17 protein-coding genes are annotated in these 16,615 nt (G+C 35.9%); 15 read left to right on the forward strand and 2 right to left on the reverse strand.

Going from position 1 to position 16,615, the window contains the following annotated elements:
• Positions 1-179: 179 nt before the first annotated feature.
• The 8 genes from sigW (at position 180) to ACTNDN_RS09200 (ending at position 10,248) form a co-directional block, all read left to right on the forward strand.
• The gene (gene sigW / locus ACTNDN_RS09165) at positions 180-743 is read left to right on the forward strand and encodes an RNA polymerase sigma factor SigW (RefSeq protein ID WP_031540064.1); all 564 of its coding nucleotides are present in this window, start codon (positions 180-182) and stop codon (positions 741-743) included.
• Between the two features lie 19 nt (positions 744-762).
• Positions 763-1,410 carry an anti-sigma factor family protein gene (locus ACTNDN_RS09170; protein WP_109769476.1) on the forward strand — a complete coding sequence of 216 codons (648 nt, stop codon included), beginning with the start codon at positions 763-765 and terminating at the stop codon, positions 1,408-1,410.
• 326 nt (positions 1,411-1,736) lie between these two features.
• Positions 1,737-2,561: a diadenylate cyclase CdaA gene (gene cdaA / locus ACTNDN_RS09175; protein WP_031540062.1), complete on the forward strand. Its 825-nt coding sequence runs from the start codon at positions 1,737-1,739 to the stop codon at positions 2,559-2,561.
• Complete coding sequence (locus tag ACTNDN_RS09180) at positions 2,554-3,870, forward strand: CdaR family protein (RefSeq protein ID WP_441131118.1); 1,317 nt, start codon at positions 2,554-2,556, stop codon at positions 3,868-3,870. The genes cdaA and ACTNDN_RS09180 overlap by 8 nt, the downstream gene beginning before the upstream one ends.
• Positions 3,871-3,913: 43 nt before the next feature.
• Complete coding sequence (gene glmM / locus ACTNDN_RS09185; protein WP_235252590.1) at positions 3,914-5,266, forward strand: phosphoglucosamine mutase; 1,353 nt, start codon at positions 3,914-3,916, stop codon at positions 5,264-5,266.
• 639 nt (positions 5,267-5,905) lie between these two features.
• Positions 5,906-7,708 (forward strand): glutamine--fructose-6-phosphate transaminase (isomerizing), encoded by a 1,803-nt coding sequence (glmS, locus tag ACTNDN_RS09190; protein ID WP_235252589.1) that lies wholly within the window; start codon positions 5,906-5,908, stop codon positions 7,706-7,708.
• Positions 7,709-8,543: 835 nt separating this feature from the next.
• The gene (locus tag ACTNDN_RS09195; protein WP_441131119.1) at positions 8,544-9,797 is read left to right on the forward strand and encodes a hypothetical protein; all 1,254 of its coding nucleotides are present in this window, start codon (positions 8,544-8,546) and stop codon (positions 9,795-9,797) included.
• A gap of 181 nt (positions 9,798-9,978) precedes the next feature.
• The gene (locus ACTNDN_RS09200) at positions 9,979-10,248 is read left to right on the forward strand and encodes a DUF7662 domain-containing protein (protein WP_441131120.1); all 270 of its coding nucleotides are present in this window, start codon (positions 9,979-9,981) and stop codon (positions 10,246-10,248) included.
• Positions 10,249-10,634: 386 nt separating this feature from the next.
• Here ACTNDN_RS09200 and ACTNDN_RS09205 read toward each other — a convergent pair whose 3' ends face one another.
• Positions 10,635-11,096 carry a hypothetical protein gene (locus ACTNDN_RS09205; RefSeq protein WP_441131122.1) on the reverse strand — a complete coding sequence of 154 codons (462 nt, stop codon included), beginning with the start codon at positions 11,094-11,096 and terminating at the stop codon, positions 10,635-10,637.
• Between the two features lie 258 nt (positions 11,097-11,354).
• Here ACTNDN_RS09205 and ACTNDN_RS09210 point away from each other — a divergent pair, with 258 nt between their 5' ends.
• From ACTNDN_RS09210 to ACTNDN_RS09230, 5 genes are all read left to right on the forward strand, one after another.
• Positions 11,355-12,902 carry a hypothetical protein gene (locus ACTNDN_RS09210; RefSeq protein WP_441131124.1) on the forward strand — a complete coding sequence of 516 codons (1,548 nt, stop codon included), beginning with the start codon at positions 11,355-11,357 and terminating at the stop codon, positions 12,900-12,902.
• A 278-nt stretch (positions 12,903-13,180) separates the two neighbouring features.
• On the forward strand, positions 13,181-13,912 hold the full coding sequence (locus tag ACTNDN_RS09215; protein WP_441131126.1) for a DUF1385 domain-containing protein: 732 nt from the start codon (positions 13,181-13,183) through the stop codon (positions 13,910-13,912).
• A gap of 56 nt (positions 13,913-13,968) precedes the next feature.
• Complete coding sequence (locus ACTNDN_RS09220) at positions 13,969-14,250, forward strand: hypothetical protein (RefSeq protein WP_441131128.1); 282 nt, start codon at positions 13,969-13,971, stop codon at positions 14,248-14,250.
• A 6-nt stretch (positions 14,251-14,256) separates the two neighbouring features.
• Positions 14,257-14,706 carry a hypothetical protein gene (locus ACTNDN_RS09225; protein ID WP_441131130.1) on the forward strand — a complete coding sequence of 150 codons (450 nt, stop codon included), beginning with the start codon at positions 14,257-14,259 and terminating at the stop codon, positions 14,704-14,706.
• Positions 14,694-15,056 (forward strand): ankyrin repeat domain-containing protein, encoded by a 363-nt coding sequence (locus ACTNDN_RS09230; protein WP_441131132.1) that lies wholly within the window; start codon positions 14,694-14,696, stop codon positions 15,054-15,056. The genes ACTNDN_RS09225 and ACTNDN_RS09230 overlap by 13 nt, the downstream gene beginning before the upstream one ends.
• Positions 15,057-15,068: 12 nt before the next feature.
• On the opposite strand, the gene ACTNDN_RS09235 is transcribed toward ACTNDN_RS09230, so the two are convergent.
• Positions 15,069-15,590, reverse strand: a complete 522-nt coding sequence (locus ACTNDN_RS09235; RefSeq protein ID WP_441131133.1) for a hypothetical protein — start codon at positions 15,588-15,590, stop codon at positions 15,069-15,071.
• Between the two features lie 184 nt (positions 15,591-15,774).
• Here ACTNDN_RS09235 and ACTNDN_RS09240 point away from each other — a divergent pair, with 184 nt between their 5' ends.
• Both ACTNDN_RS09240 and ACTNDN_RS09245 read left to right on the forward strand, forming a co-directional pair.
• Positions 15,775-16,059: a helix-turn-helix domain-containing protein gene (locus tag ACTNDN_RS09240; RefSeq protein WP_441131134.1), complete on the forward strand. Its 285-nt coding sequence runs from the start codon at positions 15,775-15,777 to the stop codon at positions 16,057-16,059.
• Between the two features lie 311 nt (positions 16,060-16,370).
• Positions 16,371-16,607, forward strand: a complete 237-nt coding sequence (locus ACTNDN_RS09245; protein WP_441131135.1) for a TIGR04540 family protein — start codon at positions 16,371-16,373, stop codon at positions 16,605-16,607.
• Positions 16,608-16,615: the final 8 nt, after the last annotated feature.

The following is a 16,615-nucleotide window of genomic DNA, read 5'->3' on the forward strand; positions in this document are numbered from 1 at the left end:
CTTACTAAATTCGACATTTTGGGGAGGTACTCCTTTTTTTGTGTCTCTGAGACCTTGAGGCTCTAAGCGTTAAATTTATGAAATTGATTCACATAATAAAAAATTTTTTAAGAAAAAATGAAACCTTTCCTGCTGTCGATTCGTAAATCGATTAGCCGCACTAGAGCGGAGGTAAATAGATGGAAGCAATCGTAAAAAAAAGGATTCAACAAGTTTTAAAAGGGGATAAAAATGCATTTGGTGACATAATCGAGCTATATAAAGATAAAGTGTTTCAAATTAGTTATCGGATGCTAGGAAATAGGCATGAAGCGGAGGATATAGCACAGGAAGCTTTTATTCGTGCATATGTTAATATCCATCGATATAATATGGAATATAAGTTTTCGACATGGCTATATCGGATTGCAACAAACCTATGTATTGACCGTATAAGAAAAAGAAAGCCAGATTATTATCTTGATGCGGAAGTTCCGGGTACAGACGGCCTTAATATGTATTCGCAAATTCCGTCAGATGGCAGATTGCCTGAGGAAGATGTGGAAGGCATGGAACTACAAGCAATGATACAACAGGAAATTTCAAAGCTTCCTGAAAAGTATCGGGCAGTTATCGTTTTAAAATATATCGAAGAACTTTCTTTAAACGAGATAAGTGAAATTCTGGAGCTTCCTTTAGGAACAGTTAAAACACGCATTCACAGGGGAAGAGAAGCGTTGAGAAAACAATTACGGTATGTCTGATAAAGAAGGTGAAATTAATATGACATGTTCAACAAAGATTATTTCCTATATGCATCAATATCTTGATGAAGAAATAGAAGAAGTGCATTTGAAAGAATTAAAGGAACATTTAGACCAGTGTGAAGAATGTGCAGCACATTTTCATGAACTGAAGAAAACGATCGCATTGGTCCAAAGCACTTCACATATCCAGGCACCAATGAACTTCACGGAGAATATACTTGATAGGTTGCCAGAAGAGCCAAAACAAGTAAGAGTGAAGCGTTGGCTAAGGCACCATCCTATGCTTGCTGCAGCCTCATTATTTTTAATTTTAATGGTGTCTAGTTTAATGTCAGCATGGAATGAGGATCATCAATTTTCTGTTTCGAAACAACCCAATATACTAGTAGAAAATAATACAGCTATTGTTCCAGAGGGAGAAACAGTAAAAGGTGATATTATTGTTCGAAATGGTGATATTAAAATAGAAGGACAAGTTGAAGGAAATGTAACAGTCATTAATGGGAAAAAATATATGGCTTCTGCCAACCAAGTGACTGGAGAAATAAAAGAAGTGAATGAAGTATTCGAGTGGCTTTGGTACCATATAAAGAAAACCGTGACCGACTTTACGGAATTATTTACGAAAGACAATAAAGAAGAAAATAGCCTCCCTGCAATTTGATGATTGCAGGGTTCTTTTTATTATGTAAAGGGATAAATATAACTGCTTCTGAATTACTATATCTCCAAATAAACATACTACTTTTAAATAAGAAGTCCGTTTATCTTTCTGGTAAAAAGAGGGCTAATTACAATGGAGACACATATACTAATTAGTGGACAATGACTGTTTCTTGCCAGTTGGTTGTGCTTTTCTTTGTATTAATTTGAATTGTGTTATAATATGATAATTGTAGGTTTTTCATCCCGCTATATTATCAATATGGAGGGCCATAATAAACTATTTAAGGTAGCAACTTTTGAAATATATACTTTGGAGGAAGGAAAATGTCGTTTGTAGATTTCCCTTTTTTAAAATATTTAGCGAATACAGTAGACATTATCCTTGTTTGGTATGTCATTTATAAAATTTTCACCATCATACGCGGGACAAAAGCTGTCCAGTTGTTGAATGGGATATTTGTTATTCTAATCATAAAGATGTTAAGTGACTATTTCCAATTACAAACATTAGGCTGGATGATGCAGCAGGTAATACAGTGGGGTGCATTAGCACTTATTATTATCTTCCAGGGAGAATTAAGAAGAGCTCTAGAGCAACTGGGGAGAGGGAAATTCTTCTCGAGGTCTGTGGTTCAAGAACATGAGCTACAACAGCAATTGGTAGAGTCCATTGTAAAGGCAGTAGACTATATGGCTAAACGACGTATAGGAGCATTAATTACGATTGAAAGAGAAACAGGAATGAGTGATTACATAGAAACAGGAATTGCTCTTGACTCAAAGATATCATCAGAGCTATTGATCAATATCTTTATTCCGAATACTCCACTTCATGATGGAGCTGTCATTATACAAAAAACGAATATCGCCGCAGCCGCATGTTACCTTCCTCTATCGGAAAGTCCTTTTATTTCAAAAGAGCTTGGAACTAGACATAGAGCTGCCTTAGGTATTAGTGAAGTCACGGATAGTTTGACCGTTGTGGTTTCAGAAGAAACGGGTTCTATCTCTATAACGAAAAACGGTGATTTGCACAGAGAATTAAAACTAGATGCTTTCAGAGATATGTTATCTAGTGCCTTGATAACACCTTCTACTAAACAAACCACTACAAGTAAGTGGAGCTGGAAGGGGAAGAAAAATGAATAAACTGTTTAATCATGTGATAGGTAAAAATTGGTTTACTAAAGTATTGTCGTTGGCTTTTGCCCTCTTACTTTTTTCCTATGTATATGATCCCAACGAAAGTTCAACAGATGTTAACGTTCCTAGTGATTCGGAAACAGCTATTTTAGAGGATATTCCGGTAACGGCGTATTACGATACTGAAAATGTTGTTGTAACAGGTATACCAAAAACGGTTACGGTAACGTTGAAGGGACCAACTGTTCATATACAACAGGCAAAACTCAAAAAGGACTTTGAAGTATATGTTAATTTAGCAAATGCAGAACTAGGTAGTAAAACTGTTCCACTGCAAATAAAAGATTTATCCGAAAAAATTAAAGCTACAATTGATCCAGAAACAATTAAAGTTACGCTGAAGGAAAAGGTAACAGAAGAATTCACCGTGGAAGCTGAATATAGTAGTAGCTCTATTGAGGATGGCTATGCAGCTGAAACAGCAATAGTTGAACCAAAAACAGTTAAGGTTACAGGAGCAAAAGATGATATAGAGAAAATTGCTTATGTCAAAGCAAATGTAAATCTTGATGGAAACATAAATGAGTCGGTTAGTCAGCAAGCGAAGGTTTCTGTGTTGGATAGTAGTCTGAATAAATTAAATGTGCAAGTGGAACCAGAAACAGTGCAAGTGAATATTCCTGTTAAAAGAACAAGTAAAACAGTACCTATAAATATTGTGGAGCAAGGCACGCCGCCTGAAAATATAACGATTGATTCCATTACATTAGATAAAAAGGAAGCAACCATAAGTGCACCAGAAGATATTTTGAAAGAAGTGGAAAGCACAAGAGTTGAGGTTGATCTAAGTGAAATTGAAAAAGATGAGGAATTAACATTGCCAGTTATCATATCCAACGGTGTAACAGCTGTCGATCCTGAGCTTGTTAAGGTAACGGTGAAAGTAACCGTTACGGAAGAGCAGCAGGATGCGGACGAGGAGGAGCAGGAGAATCAGGATTCAGAGGAAGCCGCAGCTGCTGAAAAGATAGATACCAAAACGGTAAGTAGTGTACCAATTACTGTTCAAGGACTGAATAGTAATCTGGAAGCAACCATTGAGAATCCAAAAAGTAGTAGTACAAGTCTTCGCATTTCTGGAGAGGAAAACAGAATCAGGGATTTAAGCGCCTCTGATTTTAATCTCTATTTAGATTTAACAGGGATGGATGATGGCAAGCACGAAGTACCTATTACAGTAGATGGACCTGAAGATATAGATTGGGAACTTGCTATTGATACAGCAAGTGTTTCCATTACGAATAAAGAAGCTTAACAGAAAACGTGATCTATTACTAGTTAGAAGGAGCGATATAGAAATGGGTAAATATTTCGGTACGGACGGAGTACGAGGTGTGGCAAATAGTGAACTGACACCAGAAATAGCGTTTAAGCTAGGAAGATATGGTGGTTTCGTCCTAACAAAAGACCATGATAGACCAAAGGTATTAATCGGACGAGATACTCGTATTTCCGGACACATGCTGGAAGGTGCGCTTGTAGCAGGATTACTTTCCATCGGTGCAGAGGTAATGCGCTTAGGTGTTATTTCTACACCAGGTGTTTCCTATTTGACAAAAGCTTTAGGAGCACAAGCTGGAGTAATGATTTCTGCATCGCATAACCCGGTCGCAGATAATGGAATTAAATTTTTCGGTCCTGATGGCTTTAAGCTCTCAGATGAGCAGGAGTTAGAAATTGAAGCACTAATCGATAAAGAAGAAGATACATTGCCTAGACCAACTGGTGCTGACCTTGGTCAGGTGGATGATTATTTCGAAGGTGGTCAGAAGTATCTACAATTTTTAAAACAGACAGTGGATGAAGAATTTGGAGGCATTCATATTGCCCTAGATTGTGCACATGGAGCAACATCATCCTTAGCAATGCATTTATTTGCAGATTTAGATGCTGATATTTCTACAATGGGTGCGTCACCAAATGGCTTAAACATTAACGATGGAGTAGGTTCTACACATCCAGAGGCACTAGCTAAATTTGTTTTGGAAAAAGAAGCAGATGTCGGATTAGCCTTTGATGGTGATGGAGATCGTTTGATAGCTATAGATGAAAATGGAGATATAGTAGATGGCGATCAAATTATGTATATTTGTGCAAAATATTTAAAAGAGACAGGAAGACTAAAAAATAATACAGTAGTATCTACCGTAATGAGCAATCTAGGCTTCTATAAGGCGTTAGAACAACATCAAATCACAAGCATTCCAACTGCTGTTGGTGATCGTTATGTAGTGGAGGAAATGCGTAGTAACGGCTATAATCTTGGTGGAGAACAGTCAGGACATATCATTTTTCTTGACTTCAACACAACAGGTGATGGTCTTTTAACTGGATTGCAATTGGTTAACATCATGAAAGTTACAAAGAAAAAATTATCCGAACTTGCAGGAGAAATGAAAAAATTCCCGCAAAAATTAGTGAATATTAGAGTCACGGATAAATTCCATGTCACAGATAATGAAAAAGTAAAAGAAGTTATTGCTAAAGTGGAAAAAGATATGAATGGAAATGGTAGAATATTAGTTCGTCCTTCTGGAACAGAGCCACTTGTTCGTGTTATGGCTGAAGCTCCAACAGAAGAATTGTGTGAGGCTTATGTGAATGTCATTTCTGAAGTAGTTAAAGAAGAAATGGGTTTGCCAGAAGAATAAGCGTATAATAACAAGGAGCTTATACTAATATCTATGCAATTAGGAACGAATTTAGCACGGTAGAATACATTATTAGGGTGAAGGACATTTCAGAAGGAATGTTATTCACCCTATTATTTTTCCACTTTCGTGTCGGAAAAGTATCCTACTTCACTTAGTGAAATAAAAATTTACGATTTTGTCATAGGAATGTATTTGACGGAAAGATTCTAGGTAGGGTATGATTAAATTGCTTTTTGAAAAAGCGAAACTATGAACAAGGAGGATAGGAGTGAAAATAGGAAGTGAAGCGCCTGGACTAGTGATGGACGACACGAAACTAGTTGACGAGGAGGAGGTTTATCGATTTTTCGGCGGATGCCTCCCGGTTGTGTTAGCCAATCGTAAGTACTACTTTAAAACATTAAGGCAACTTAATGCACAAAGAGTAGGGCATGCTAACAACAAGAGCATTACTTTTAAGTAGTATCGTTTACATTGTTCCGTTTATATATGCTTATCCGAAGGGAATAGAAGCATGGATGGGAAAGTAACAATGGATAGTGATAAGACTTATAAAAAAAATAATCAGAGGTAAGGGAGCAAGTTTGTTCCCTTAAATAGTGACTTCTTGCTCCCTTAGAACGGAGGAAAAGAAGTATGTGCGGAATTGTTGGTTATATTGGAAACCAGGATGCGAAAGAGATTTTATTAAAAGGTTTAGAAAAACTTGAATATAGAGGCTATGACTCAGCTGGTATTGCATTAAGCAATGGAGAAGGAGTTCAAGTATTTAAAGAAAAAGGACGAATTGCGGACCTTCGTAATATTGTGGATGAAGAAGTATTCGCACCAGCAGGAATTGGTCATACACGCTGGGCAACACATGGTGTACCAAGCAGATTAAATGCTCACCCACATAAGAGTGCATCAGAGCGTTTCACTATTGTTCATAACGGAGTAATTGAGAACTACGACTTATTAAAGAAAGAATATCTTGCTGATAGTACTTTAAAAAGTGATACAGATACAGAAGTAGTAGTTCAACTTATTGAACATTTTGTAGAAGCAGGAAGCGATGTAAAGGCAGCATTTGTTCAAACATTAAAATTATTAAAAGGGTCTTATGCTTTTGCTTTATTAGATGAGCAAAACAAAGACGTGATATATGTAGCAAAAAATAAAAGCCCGCTATTGATCGGTTTAGGTGAAAGCTTCAATGTCATTGCAAGTGATGCAATGGCTATGCTACAAGTAACAGATCAATATGTGGAATTAGTGGATAAAGAAATTGTTATCGTGACAAAAGACAGTGTAACAATTGAGACTTTAGAGGGAGAAATTATTTCCCGGGAAGCATATACAGCAGAATTAGATGCTAGTGATATCGAAAAGGGAACATACCCTCACTATATGTTAAAAGAAATTGACGAACAGCCAGTAGCTATTCGCAAAATCATTCAGGAATATCAAGATAAGGATGGTAAGCTAACGATTGATCCAGCAATTGTTGAAGCAGTAAATGCTGCAGATCGTCTATATATTGTTGCTGCTGGTACATCTTATCATGCCGGTCTTCTTGGAAAGCAATTTATTGAGAAATTAGCAAAAATTCCAGTTGAGGTTCATGTTGCAAGTGAATTTAGCTATAATATGCCATTGCTTTCGGAAAAACCATTGTTCATTTTCATTACACAAAGTGGAGAAACAGCAGATAGTCGCGCAGTACTTGTACAAGTGAAGGAAATGGGTTATCCAACGCTAACCATTACAAATGTACCAGGCTCCACATTGTCTCGTGAAGCTGACCATACCTTATTATTATTTGCTGGTCCTGAGATTGCTGTAGCATCAACGAAAGCATATACTTCGCAAATGGCTGTATTATCTATCCTTGCAGAAGTAATGGCGAAAAGCAAAGGCTATGACGTTGATCTTGACCTTATTCATGAACTAGGCATCATTGCAAATGCAATGGAAGTTATTTTTGAAGATAAGGAAGAGCTTGAGGCAATCGCTAAGGAATATCTTGAAACCTCAAGAAATGCATTCTTTATCGGACGTGGAATTGATTACTATGTTGGTTTAGAAGGTGCTCTAAAATTAAAAGAAATCTCTTACATCCAAGCAGAAGGTTTCGCAGGTGGAGAATTAAAGCATGGAACAATCGCTTTAATTGAAGATGGAACACCTATTATCGCATTAGCAACACAAGAAAGTGTTAACTTAAGCATACGTGGTAACGTAAAAGAGGTAGTAGCTCGTGGAGCAAATCCGTGCATCATTTCCATGAAAGGCTTAGAAATGGATGATGATCGCTACATCGTACCAACTGTGCACGATCTGTTAACACCCCTTATCTCTGTAGTACCATTACAATTAATTGCTTACTATGCAGCGCTTCATAGAGGCTGTGACGTAGATAAACCACGTAACTTGGCAAAGAGTGTTACGGTGGAGTGATTTGAAATTCTTTGTGGTATGAAACTATGTAGCTGTTACTTTCCTCTTCCCCATGCTAAAAAGTCGGTACCTACTGCTAAATAGTTGGTATCCAAACTGAAAAGGAAGCGGGAAGAGCTGCGGGCAAACAAATATGTATGTAACATTTACTCAACTGCAAAATCAATCAAAAATCGGGCTGGATCCAATCGTGATTCAGTCCTTTTCTTTTCGTCCATTACTCCTTCAATCCCTTGTCCAATAAGGATAGCAGAGGGAAGAGAGTAACGAAAAAAGAGCAAAGGTTCACTAAGTTTTCAGTGTAAATCCGACAGAATTTCCATGGCTTTTTCAATCATTTTTGTAGTCTTTTCTCCTGATTCTTTCCTCCATTATGGGAAGAACTTTTTAACATTGTCCGAATATTCGATACAAGCCAGAACGGAAAAAAGAGGGCGAAAATGGGGGTTTTGGGGAAGAACAATAAAGCAGAAGGAAGAATAAGGGAAGGAAGAGGAAAGAGGGAAGAGGCTTAGAGCTGCAAGGGTTTGAGGGGAGTGAGGGGGAGAGAAGGGCTTTTTGGCAGGGGAATATAGTAGAAGAAAGAAAAAGAAGAATGAAGAAAAAACAGACAGGTATATTGCATTTACTTGCCAGAAAAGAGCGTGTAATTGTGGTGGAGGATGACCTTTTAGGAATACATACGTAGGCAAAAAAAATATACTATTTACTATAGTCAATGTATAAAAAGAACACCTATTGGGAAAAATAAAAAGTTATGCTATGTGTATAAGATTGAAAAAAGGTGTCAATGATTCTAGTAGTTATGAATTACTATTAGAAAGAAGGTAATAAAGTGGAGAGTAGAAATAAAAGAATAAGATGGAGTAGAGAAAAGGCGATTGAATTTTTCCAGCAGGAAATTGTCCCCAATGTAAAACCTTTAAATAAAAATAATATTAGAAAATACTCACCAAGGTTTTATCAAGCATTACAAAAAAGAGAAATGATAACATGGCTGGAGTTATTTGCTACTATCGGTTTGGACTTCGAAGAAATTCATAGGAATCAGAGAAATATTGGGGATCGGAAATTTTGGACTAAGGGAAGATTAATTTCTTACTTCGGTAATGTAATTCTTCCAAAGAATGAGGGATTGAAACGAAGAGATTTAGTTAAAAACCATAACCACTTTTGTAGAGGAATGGATAACTCCCAAGAAATAACATGGTATGAATTATACGCATTATTTGGTCTCGATTATGAGGCAATAAAAAGGGAACCAGCATACTGGAATCGTGATCGTTTAATAGAATTTATGTTCCACTTAATAGAGATAGGAGAGCCGGTCAATTTAACGGCATTAAGTGATAATCATGAATCTTTTTATAAGGCTTTATTGTATAGTAAGGATATAACTGTTGAAGAATTATGTGAGATTTGTGGTCTGGATTATAAACTGGTAAAAAGAGAAAGGAAATATAAATCAGATGATGATGCACGGCAAGGGTTAATAAAGTTGTCAAGTAAAGGGATTACTTTATACAATGCAAAAAACGTAAGAAAAGATACAGCATTATATAAATATTTACGAGAAAGAGGAAATGGAAATTTACAGCGAGGTATGGAGTTGGTAGGATTCAAGGTAACAAAGGATAGTAGTATACCAGAGATCCGGATTAGCGATATACGATATAGTCAAATTTTGGGGCATCATTTTCAAAAGGTTGTCTCAGATATTTTCAATATATTGAGACTAGGTATTCGGGACAATATTGAATCGATTAATGGTCTTAAACCAGACTTTGTTAGTAAAAAGGATGGAACTTGGTATGATGCAAAAATTTCATCAAGAGCTGTTTATGATAGTATCATAGATGGACGGTATGCAGAGAAAGCAAAGAAAGTTGTTTATGTGTATTTAGAAAACACCAAGGAATTGAACACTGATTTGCTGCCGTCAAATGTTGAGATAGTCCATGTCGATAAATATACTGAGATGATAAAGAATAGACAGAAAAAGGATTATTTTTTGGGTAAACTTGCACTTTTAAGCGATCTATATAAGCATTTAATGATTAAAGATTCCCAAAAGAAAACAAGTAGTTAAGATTTAACAAAATATTAGGCTGGATTCAAAAGTGGCTCAGAAGAAGCATTCTCAATTCAAGTGATGGTAAAACACTTATTCACTCTTGATTACAGCAACCAACTCACAACTCTTTCATTACTTACGCTTATTGAATTTTTGTGCTACCATACATTCAATAAACTTGAGAGAAGGGATTGCAATGAGTATATCCTCTGACTATTATCCTTTAAGTCAACACTTAAACAAGTTGGTTGAAAAAGGAATTACACAGATCACACTAACTTTCAGTGAGATTGAAGATGTATTAAAAAGGAATCTACCACCAACTGCTAGAAAAAATCCAACATGGTGGTCAAATTCACGAACGGAAAAATATAGACAGTGTGCTTCTTGGCTTGATTATGGTTGGGAGAAAAAGAAAGTGGATTTAAAAGGTGAAAAGATAGAGTTCCAATACATGGCTAAATAGAAAAATCAGCTGTATCGTATTCGGAATTATCCGACTCCCCAATTTTCTCCCACCTTTGTTTCAAGGGGATAGGAAGATTTAAAAGGTTCTATTCTATATAGTGAGGAAACAAACGAAATAGAGAAATGGTAATTCATATTTTTCTAAGTGAAATGTGTTAACGCTCAACAATTATTTAAAAGTAAGATTAATTAGGCAATGTCAACATTTACTCTTTATGAATCTTTGTTATATCAATGTTTATTTTAGGAAGTGTCAACACTTTTTATCCACTGAAAAGTGTTGAGTATGCTGTAGAATCGCAAAGCCATTCAGTAGATTTAGCTCTGGGTGGCTTACTTCGTAAAAATAGGATGAATTGAATTTACCCTGGACTAACAATTTAATTAATCCTCGATTTCTATTTCCCAATCCTCAATATAGTCCGAACCAAGTAGTTTTTTGATTTCTTCCTCTGTTGCATCTGTATCTCTTTTAGATTTAAGGTAATCATACTCCTCTTTTGGTACTAAGTATTCTCCTTCCATTTGCTTTCCAGAAAGGTATCCTTGTTTAATCCAACTTATCACTTTTTCTAATGTAACCTGATAATAATCAGCCACTATTTTTGCAGGAATATAAGGTATAACAGTTTCATCCCTTCCGCCAAGATTTTTTCTATCAATATGCCGTAGAGTTTCGTCCGCTTTTTTGTCTTGTTTTTTTGTGGTGGTGAAATTATATTCTGGAATCAGCCAAACACCATTTTCAGTTTGATAAGCGTCTCGGAACATTCCTTTTTCACACATATTTTGTACTGTTTGACGACCTAAACCTAGCTTCTTGCATACTTCAGCAATAGAATACATATTTTCACCTTTTTCTTAGTAATGTAAAGTTTATCCAAATGCTTACCTTGATTATCGCATTAATCTTATTTATAATACAAATTAATAAAATGAAAAGCAGGGAAAAACTATGATTGAGAAAACTGCGTTCAAAATAAAATTCAATATATTAAATGGCTCGTATTCCAGTTAAGGGGGAATACGGGCTTTTTTATTTTCCTTTGACTTTAGTCATTGGTAATGAACTGGAAGAGATTCAAATGTGAGGAGGATGAAGAAATGGGAATTTATATTGGTCTGGACATAATCCCGAATCAAATTAAACAGGAAGATTGGCAAATGGTTTTTGAAGAGACGTTACAGTTGATTCAAGCATACTCATTTGCAACGTTAAATGTGGATAGTGTTAATGGATTTAAGCGGATCGTATTAGAACGAACAGAACGGCAAAATGTCGAAGGCTATGGTTCGGAGGCAGAATATTGGAAAATAAATGGAGACTTAGAAAGCAAAGAAACGGGAGAGAGCTTTACGTTATTTTCCAGTTTAGAAAGATATAGTGGATTTAAGGAAGAGAGATTGAAGGAAGATATTTTACTCTACTACATAGAAGACGGAGTAAATGGAGCGAGAGAAGTTTTTTATTCTAAAACACAAGGGAAGGATTACCACACATACTTACTTGCCATTGCTGCATTAATTGAAAGTAGGTTTCCGAAGTTTGCATGTGTCTATGGTGAGATTTCCAAGGACCAGGCACAAAAAGCAGTGAGTTGGGCTAATTCCATTTTAAAAAAGCCAATAGATTTACCTGTCCGGGTTAACCCTTCTAAGCTCTTAGAACGTTTAGGAGTAATTGGTGGTATAGAAATAGAAGAAAAGCAGCTTGAGGCTCTATACGATCTTTCCATTGGTGCTAGTGATGAAGTGGATGACCTTGTTGGGAAACATTTTAACATGAATGTGGTACGATACTATTTTTCTAAAAAACTTCAAGCGTTCAAAAGTCCTGTACAATTAGGAGCTGAGCTTATAATTATAAGATTTCTGAATGCTGGACTCCCATTAGAAACACTGACTGACATTTGTTGCATTGACAGCAATGGACCAAAGTTTGAACCAAATGATTTCATAAAAGCAATTTGTTCAACTTGGGTATTTGTTGAACCAGAAATAAGAGGATATATGGGGCATGTTAAAAAATCAACAGATATCCCTGAGACAGTAGATGCACAATTCGGAAACATGTTTTTAGACATGGGATTTATGGGAAGACGGACAAGGAGATATGTTCCAAAAGAAGAGGTAATAAGCGTTCTTAAAGGGAAATTGGGCGACAATAACCAGTTTGTCCAGACGATAGAAGCGAAATATCAAGATATTGTAAATATGCTAAAGGAAAAAGGAAGGAAACTGAAGGAAATAGAAGACGATTCCCAAGTTAAGTTGGAGCGGGATTTTATCTATACTTTTGATGATTTGATGTATTGGAATAATCAGTACGAGATAAGCGAAAGTATCTTGAACATTATCACAACTGTAAAGGAAGCTGTTGAAGTAAGCCTTAGTAAAAGGAGCGACCTAATGCAGATAATTGGGGAGGCAGAAGAACAAGGCCAATTAATCAAAGTGTTGAGTAATATAATTCAAGAACACCGAAATCTAGTATTAACAAGGGGAGCATGGGATTGGATTGAAAATGAAACCAATGATGTTATAAAACGAATGGTGGTTATGCTTTTGGCTTTTGAGGATAACGGTGAGCTACGGAAACTCTTTAGGGCATATTTCGAAAATAAAGGTTTGTTTTATAAATATATGAAATGAAGTAGCGGAGATATTGATACTTAATCAGGATGAATAATGAATTTATAAAAAAGGAGGGGTTAGTGTGTGGTTATTAATTGTCTCCATTGTTGCCATTCTTGTTACTGTTTTATTAGCTACAGTTACTGCAGCGAGTATTTGGAGGTCAAAAAGGAGGAAGTAAATCTAAGGAAGTTTGATATTTGTTCAGAAGGAAGGCTTCTGAACTGTCTTGTGTTTTACCAAATTAGGAAATCAACATATTTGTTTGCACTAATAGTCAATGGGAGAGATAGAGTGTGGAAATATACGGAGGAAGAGCCGGTTATAATTCTGTGAGCTTTACCGGTAAAAAATATCAGGCATTAGCCCGATTTAAGGATGGGATAATCACGACAGAAGTAAGACTGAAAAAGATGAATAGGACAACCACTATTCTTTCAAGAATACCGTTTGTTCGTTCTTATTCTATGATAATTGAACTAATCCTTGAACATTGGAGACGATTTTTATTTGCGATAGTAGTCTTGTTTTTGATGGAGTTTTTATTCATTAGAACATCAGATTCTTATCTTTTACATAACATCCCAATTAACACCTTAGAAATGTTGTCATTCTTCCTAGTTATAGCTGGTCTAGTGATAAAAATAAGCCCGGTTGGGGCGTATCATGCGGCAGAACATAAGGCTTTTTCGGCATATGAGAAAAATCTAAATTTAACATTAGAAAACGTAAGAAAGCAACCAAGGACTCATCCATTTTGTGGCACCAATCTGGTAATATCCTATTTCATTTGCTACTTTATTTTATTTGTGATATTTGGCGACTCAATTTTTGTTTATCTAGTTGCCTGGGGCGTTGGATTCGAGCTCTTTAAGAATGAGCCAAAAATAATTTGGGATTCAATATTGGTAATTGGAAAAGTTGCACAATATCTTCTTTTTACTTCAAAGCCTCAAGACAAACATTTAATTGTGGCAATAGAGGCAATTACAAAATTGGAAAAGAAGGAATTAGCAAATGAAGATTAAATTCATAAACATAGAAAAATATTTAGAGTTCAAGACTCAGAGGAGGCTGTACGGGGATGAATGGTAAGAAAAGAGATCCTAAGAGAATCGAAAGGATTATAAATTTGCTTCAAGAAGTATGGGAATCAAATCCCGATATGCGTTTCTTTCAGTTAATAGATTCATTTCAACATGAATACTCATCAAGAAATAATGAATTTGGTAAGCGGGTGGGATTTGAACTGGATTCTAATAAATATGAGAAACCACTGGCATATATAGACCTCTTTTACCTGGAAGACAAAGAATTAGAGGCATTCTTACAGGTTTATATTCATCAATTTGGTAATAGGAAGTGAAGCTAGATGAACAAAGAAAAGGAACGTGAGGGACCACCTCTCTTGTATGTCTTTTCTCAAAGGAAACCACACGAAGATATTGTCATTGTTTCTAACAGGACAGCCCTGCTCCGAGTGAAGGGTACCATCGAGGATGCACTTGAAGATGGAGAAGGAGACTGTACGGGCGTTTTCTCCGACTTTGAGACATATGGTATTAAAATTATTCTAAATGATGAGATTTATGATACGGAGTTCTGGAAAAGGTTGCAATTGCCGTTTTTTGAGGTTGATGAAAATGAAGAGGGAGTTCTGTCAGTTGAAGACATTATAGGCTTCGATATAAAAAACTCAGATGATTTAAGAAATGCAGAACCGGAAATGGAGAAATATAGAAGACATAGTCAAGAGATGACGGAGAAGATGAAGCAAAAAGCAAAAAGGAATACGCAGAGGAACTCCCAATGGAATATATAAAGATATTGGATTCAAATGATTTAATAAAACTAGATGAATATTTGAGTAGCTACGAAGTTAATGAACAGGTAAATGGAGAAAGTCTCATTTACTGGGCTGTGTTTAATAACAAGCTGCCTGTTATTAAAAGATTACTTGAATTGGGAGCTGATCCTGTTCAAAGGGATTCTCTCGACAGGTCATTATTAGAAATCGCCTCTTATTTCGGATTCCATGATGTTTGCAAGACGCTTCTTGAAAACGGAGCGAAGATTGATGAAGATTGCTTCCGAAGAGCTGAAAATGGTTGGGATGGGTTTAGGCAGAGTGAAATAATTGAATTGTTACATGAGTGGCAAAAAGGTAATTGAACCCCCTGATATTTAATTCTCAGGGGTCTTTTTAGGTTGATAGGTTTTGATAAAATCAAGAAGGCATTTGCTGTAGATTTCTCTAAGACGGATATGCTGGAATCGGCTAGAATACAAGTCAGAGAACGCCTTGAAAATGTCCTCGTTTACCTGAATGGTTCTAGTGATCGTTTTGCTGCTAGAGTCATATATTTCTGGCTCTAAAATCAATTGAGTTTCATTTGAATGCAAAAGCCTTTTTAACTCTTCAAGGTGTTCAGCAACAAACTGCAGTGATTCCTCCATTTTGTCCTCGTTAGCTCCTGTTTGGAGATATTTCTTGTACTCCTCAATTGGCATAATTCGTTCGTACTGTTTGCTAGTTTTATTGAATTGATAACAGGAGTTTCCCCTAATGACCTTCGAAAGTGTTGACTCTGGCAATCCCAATTTAGAAGATACAACTTTCAAAAGAAAATCATTCTCTTTGAGCATTTTATTCACTAGCTCTACTTTTTCAAGTGAGGACAGACTCATAAATTTTTGTGTATCCATGTTGATTCCCCCTTTAAAACTAATGTCTATTTATACTAGATAACTATTAAAAGAAATATTCCATCCTATAGAAAATTATTAGTTTTATTAAGTAGTAGTAAACGGTTGGGTAGTTGCTTAGTATATAAGGTATTTTGACAAATCAGGAACTGATCAAGTATCAGTGAATAAGGAGGAAACTACAATGGAACAACAAGGAAATCAGGATGTTCTTGATATGATTGAAAATCATTTCGGCGAATTAGTTGAGCAACTAAAGGAGCAAAGGGGATATAGTCTGAAGGATATATCTGACAAGACTAATCTGTCACCAAGCTACGTGTATAGAATAATTAGGGGTTTCAGGGGTGGCGAATTGACAACCAAACTGAATATCCTGATTAATGGTTTTGGATTAGAAGATCTAGCTGAAGAATATTTTAAGCAGGTTTTACAAAACAAAGATCAGCTAAAAAAGATTACTGATTAGAGTAATTGAAAGGTGAAGCTACTGATTTTTTCTCAGTAGCTTTTATTGTTAGTGGACTCCTAAAGTTAAATACAATAAGTAGAAGGAATTACTCATAATTCTCACATTGGAACCGTTTCGGGTACATAATACGTTGCTTATATTTTGAATGCTAGTTTTTAGAAACGTTTTAAGATCGTATATAGTCCTAAATGAGTACAATATGGAGGCTGAAATAAGAAAATGGACATTAATCAATGGTTGGAATTGAGTTCCAAATGAAATAAGACTAGAATAAGAGGTAAGTAAGAAAATTGCAAGAGGTGAATCCTGTGGAACTAAAAATGTTTTATCGTACACAGAGAGATTTGGCTGTTGATTTGAATAAGCTAGTGGATTCCTATTGGCAGGAAGAGATAAAAGAGAATGAGCTAATAGATGGAATAAAAAACTTATATCAACATAATCAAGAAAAACTAATAAAGGACAGTGAGTTCACAAAAGTAGTCCAGCAGCAATGCGGTAAAAGGCGTTTAGCAGTAGTGGGAAAGATACTGGAAATAAAATAGGAAAATAG

The organism is Niallia sp. HCP3S3_B10 (assembly GCF_052064465.1).
Taxonomy (GTDB): Bacteria; Bacillota; Bacilli; order Bacillales; family Cytobacillaceae; genus Niallia; species Niallia hominis.

Bases quoted from the DNA above. Each gene is read 5' to 3' on its own strand.
- ACTNDN_RS09240 (WP_441131134.1), top strand. From the start codon at position 15,775: ATGGAACAACAAGGAAATCAGGATGTTCTTGATATGATTGAAAATCAT.
- sigW (WP_031540064.1), top strand. From the start codon at position 180: ATGGAAGCAATCGTAAAAAAAAGGATTCAACAAGTTTTAAAAGGGGAT.
- ACTNDN_RS09200 (WP_441131120.1), top strand. From the start codon at position 9,979: ATGAGTATATCCTCTGACTATTATCCTTTAAGTCAACACTTAAACAAG.
- ACTNDN_RS09230 (WP_441131132.1), top strand. From the start codon at position 14,694: ATGGAATATATAAAGATATTGGATTCAAATGATTTAATAAAACTAGAT.
- ACTNDN_RS09180 (WP_441131118.1), top strand. From the start codon at position 2,554: ATGAATAAACTGTTTAATCATGTGATAGGTAAAAATTGGTTTACTAAA.
- glmS (WP_235252589.1), top strand. From the start codon at position 5,906: ATGTGCGGAATTGTTGGTTATATTGGAAACCAGGATGCGAAAGAGATT.
- ACTNDN_RS09220 (WP_441131128.1), top strand. From the start codon at position 13,969: ATGAATGGTAAGAAAAGAGATCCTAAGAGAATCGAAAGGATTATAAAT.
- ACTNDN_RS09170 (WP_109769476.1), top strand. From the start codon at position 763: ATGACATGTTCAACAAAGATTATTTCCTATATGCATCAATATCTTGAT.
- ACTNDN_RS09205 (WP_441131122.1), bottom strand. From the start codon at position 11,096: ATGTATTCTATTGCTGAAGTATGCAAGAAGCTAGGTTTAGGTCGTCAA.
- glmM (WP_235252590.1), top strand. From the start codon at position 3,914: ATGGGTAAATATTTCGGTACGGACGGAGTACGAGGTGTGGCAAATAGT.
- ACTNDN_RS09210 (WP_441131124.1), top strand. From the start codon at position 11,355: ATGGGAATTTATATTGGTCTGGACATAATCCCGAATCAAATTAAACAG.
- ACTNDN_RS09235 (WP_441131133.1), bottom strand. From the start codon at position 15,590: ATGGATACACAAAAATTTATGAGTCTGTCCTCACTTGAAAAAGTAGAG.
- ACTNDN_RS09225 (WP_441131130.1), top strand. From the start codon at position 14,257: ATGAACAAAGAAAAGGAACGTGAGGGACCACCTCTCTTGTATGTCTTT.
- cdaA (WP_031540062.1), top strand. From the start codon at position 1,737: ATGTCGTTTGTAGATTTCCCTTTTTTAAAATATTTAGCGAATACAGTA.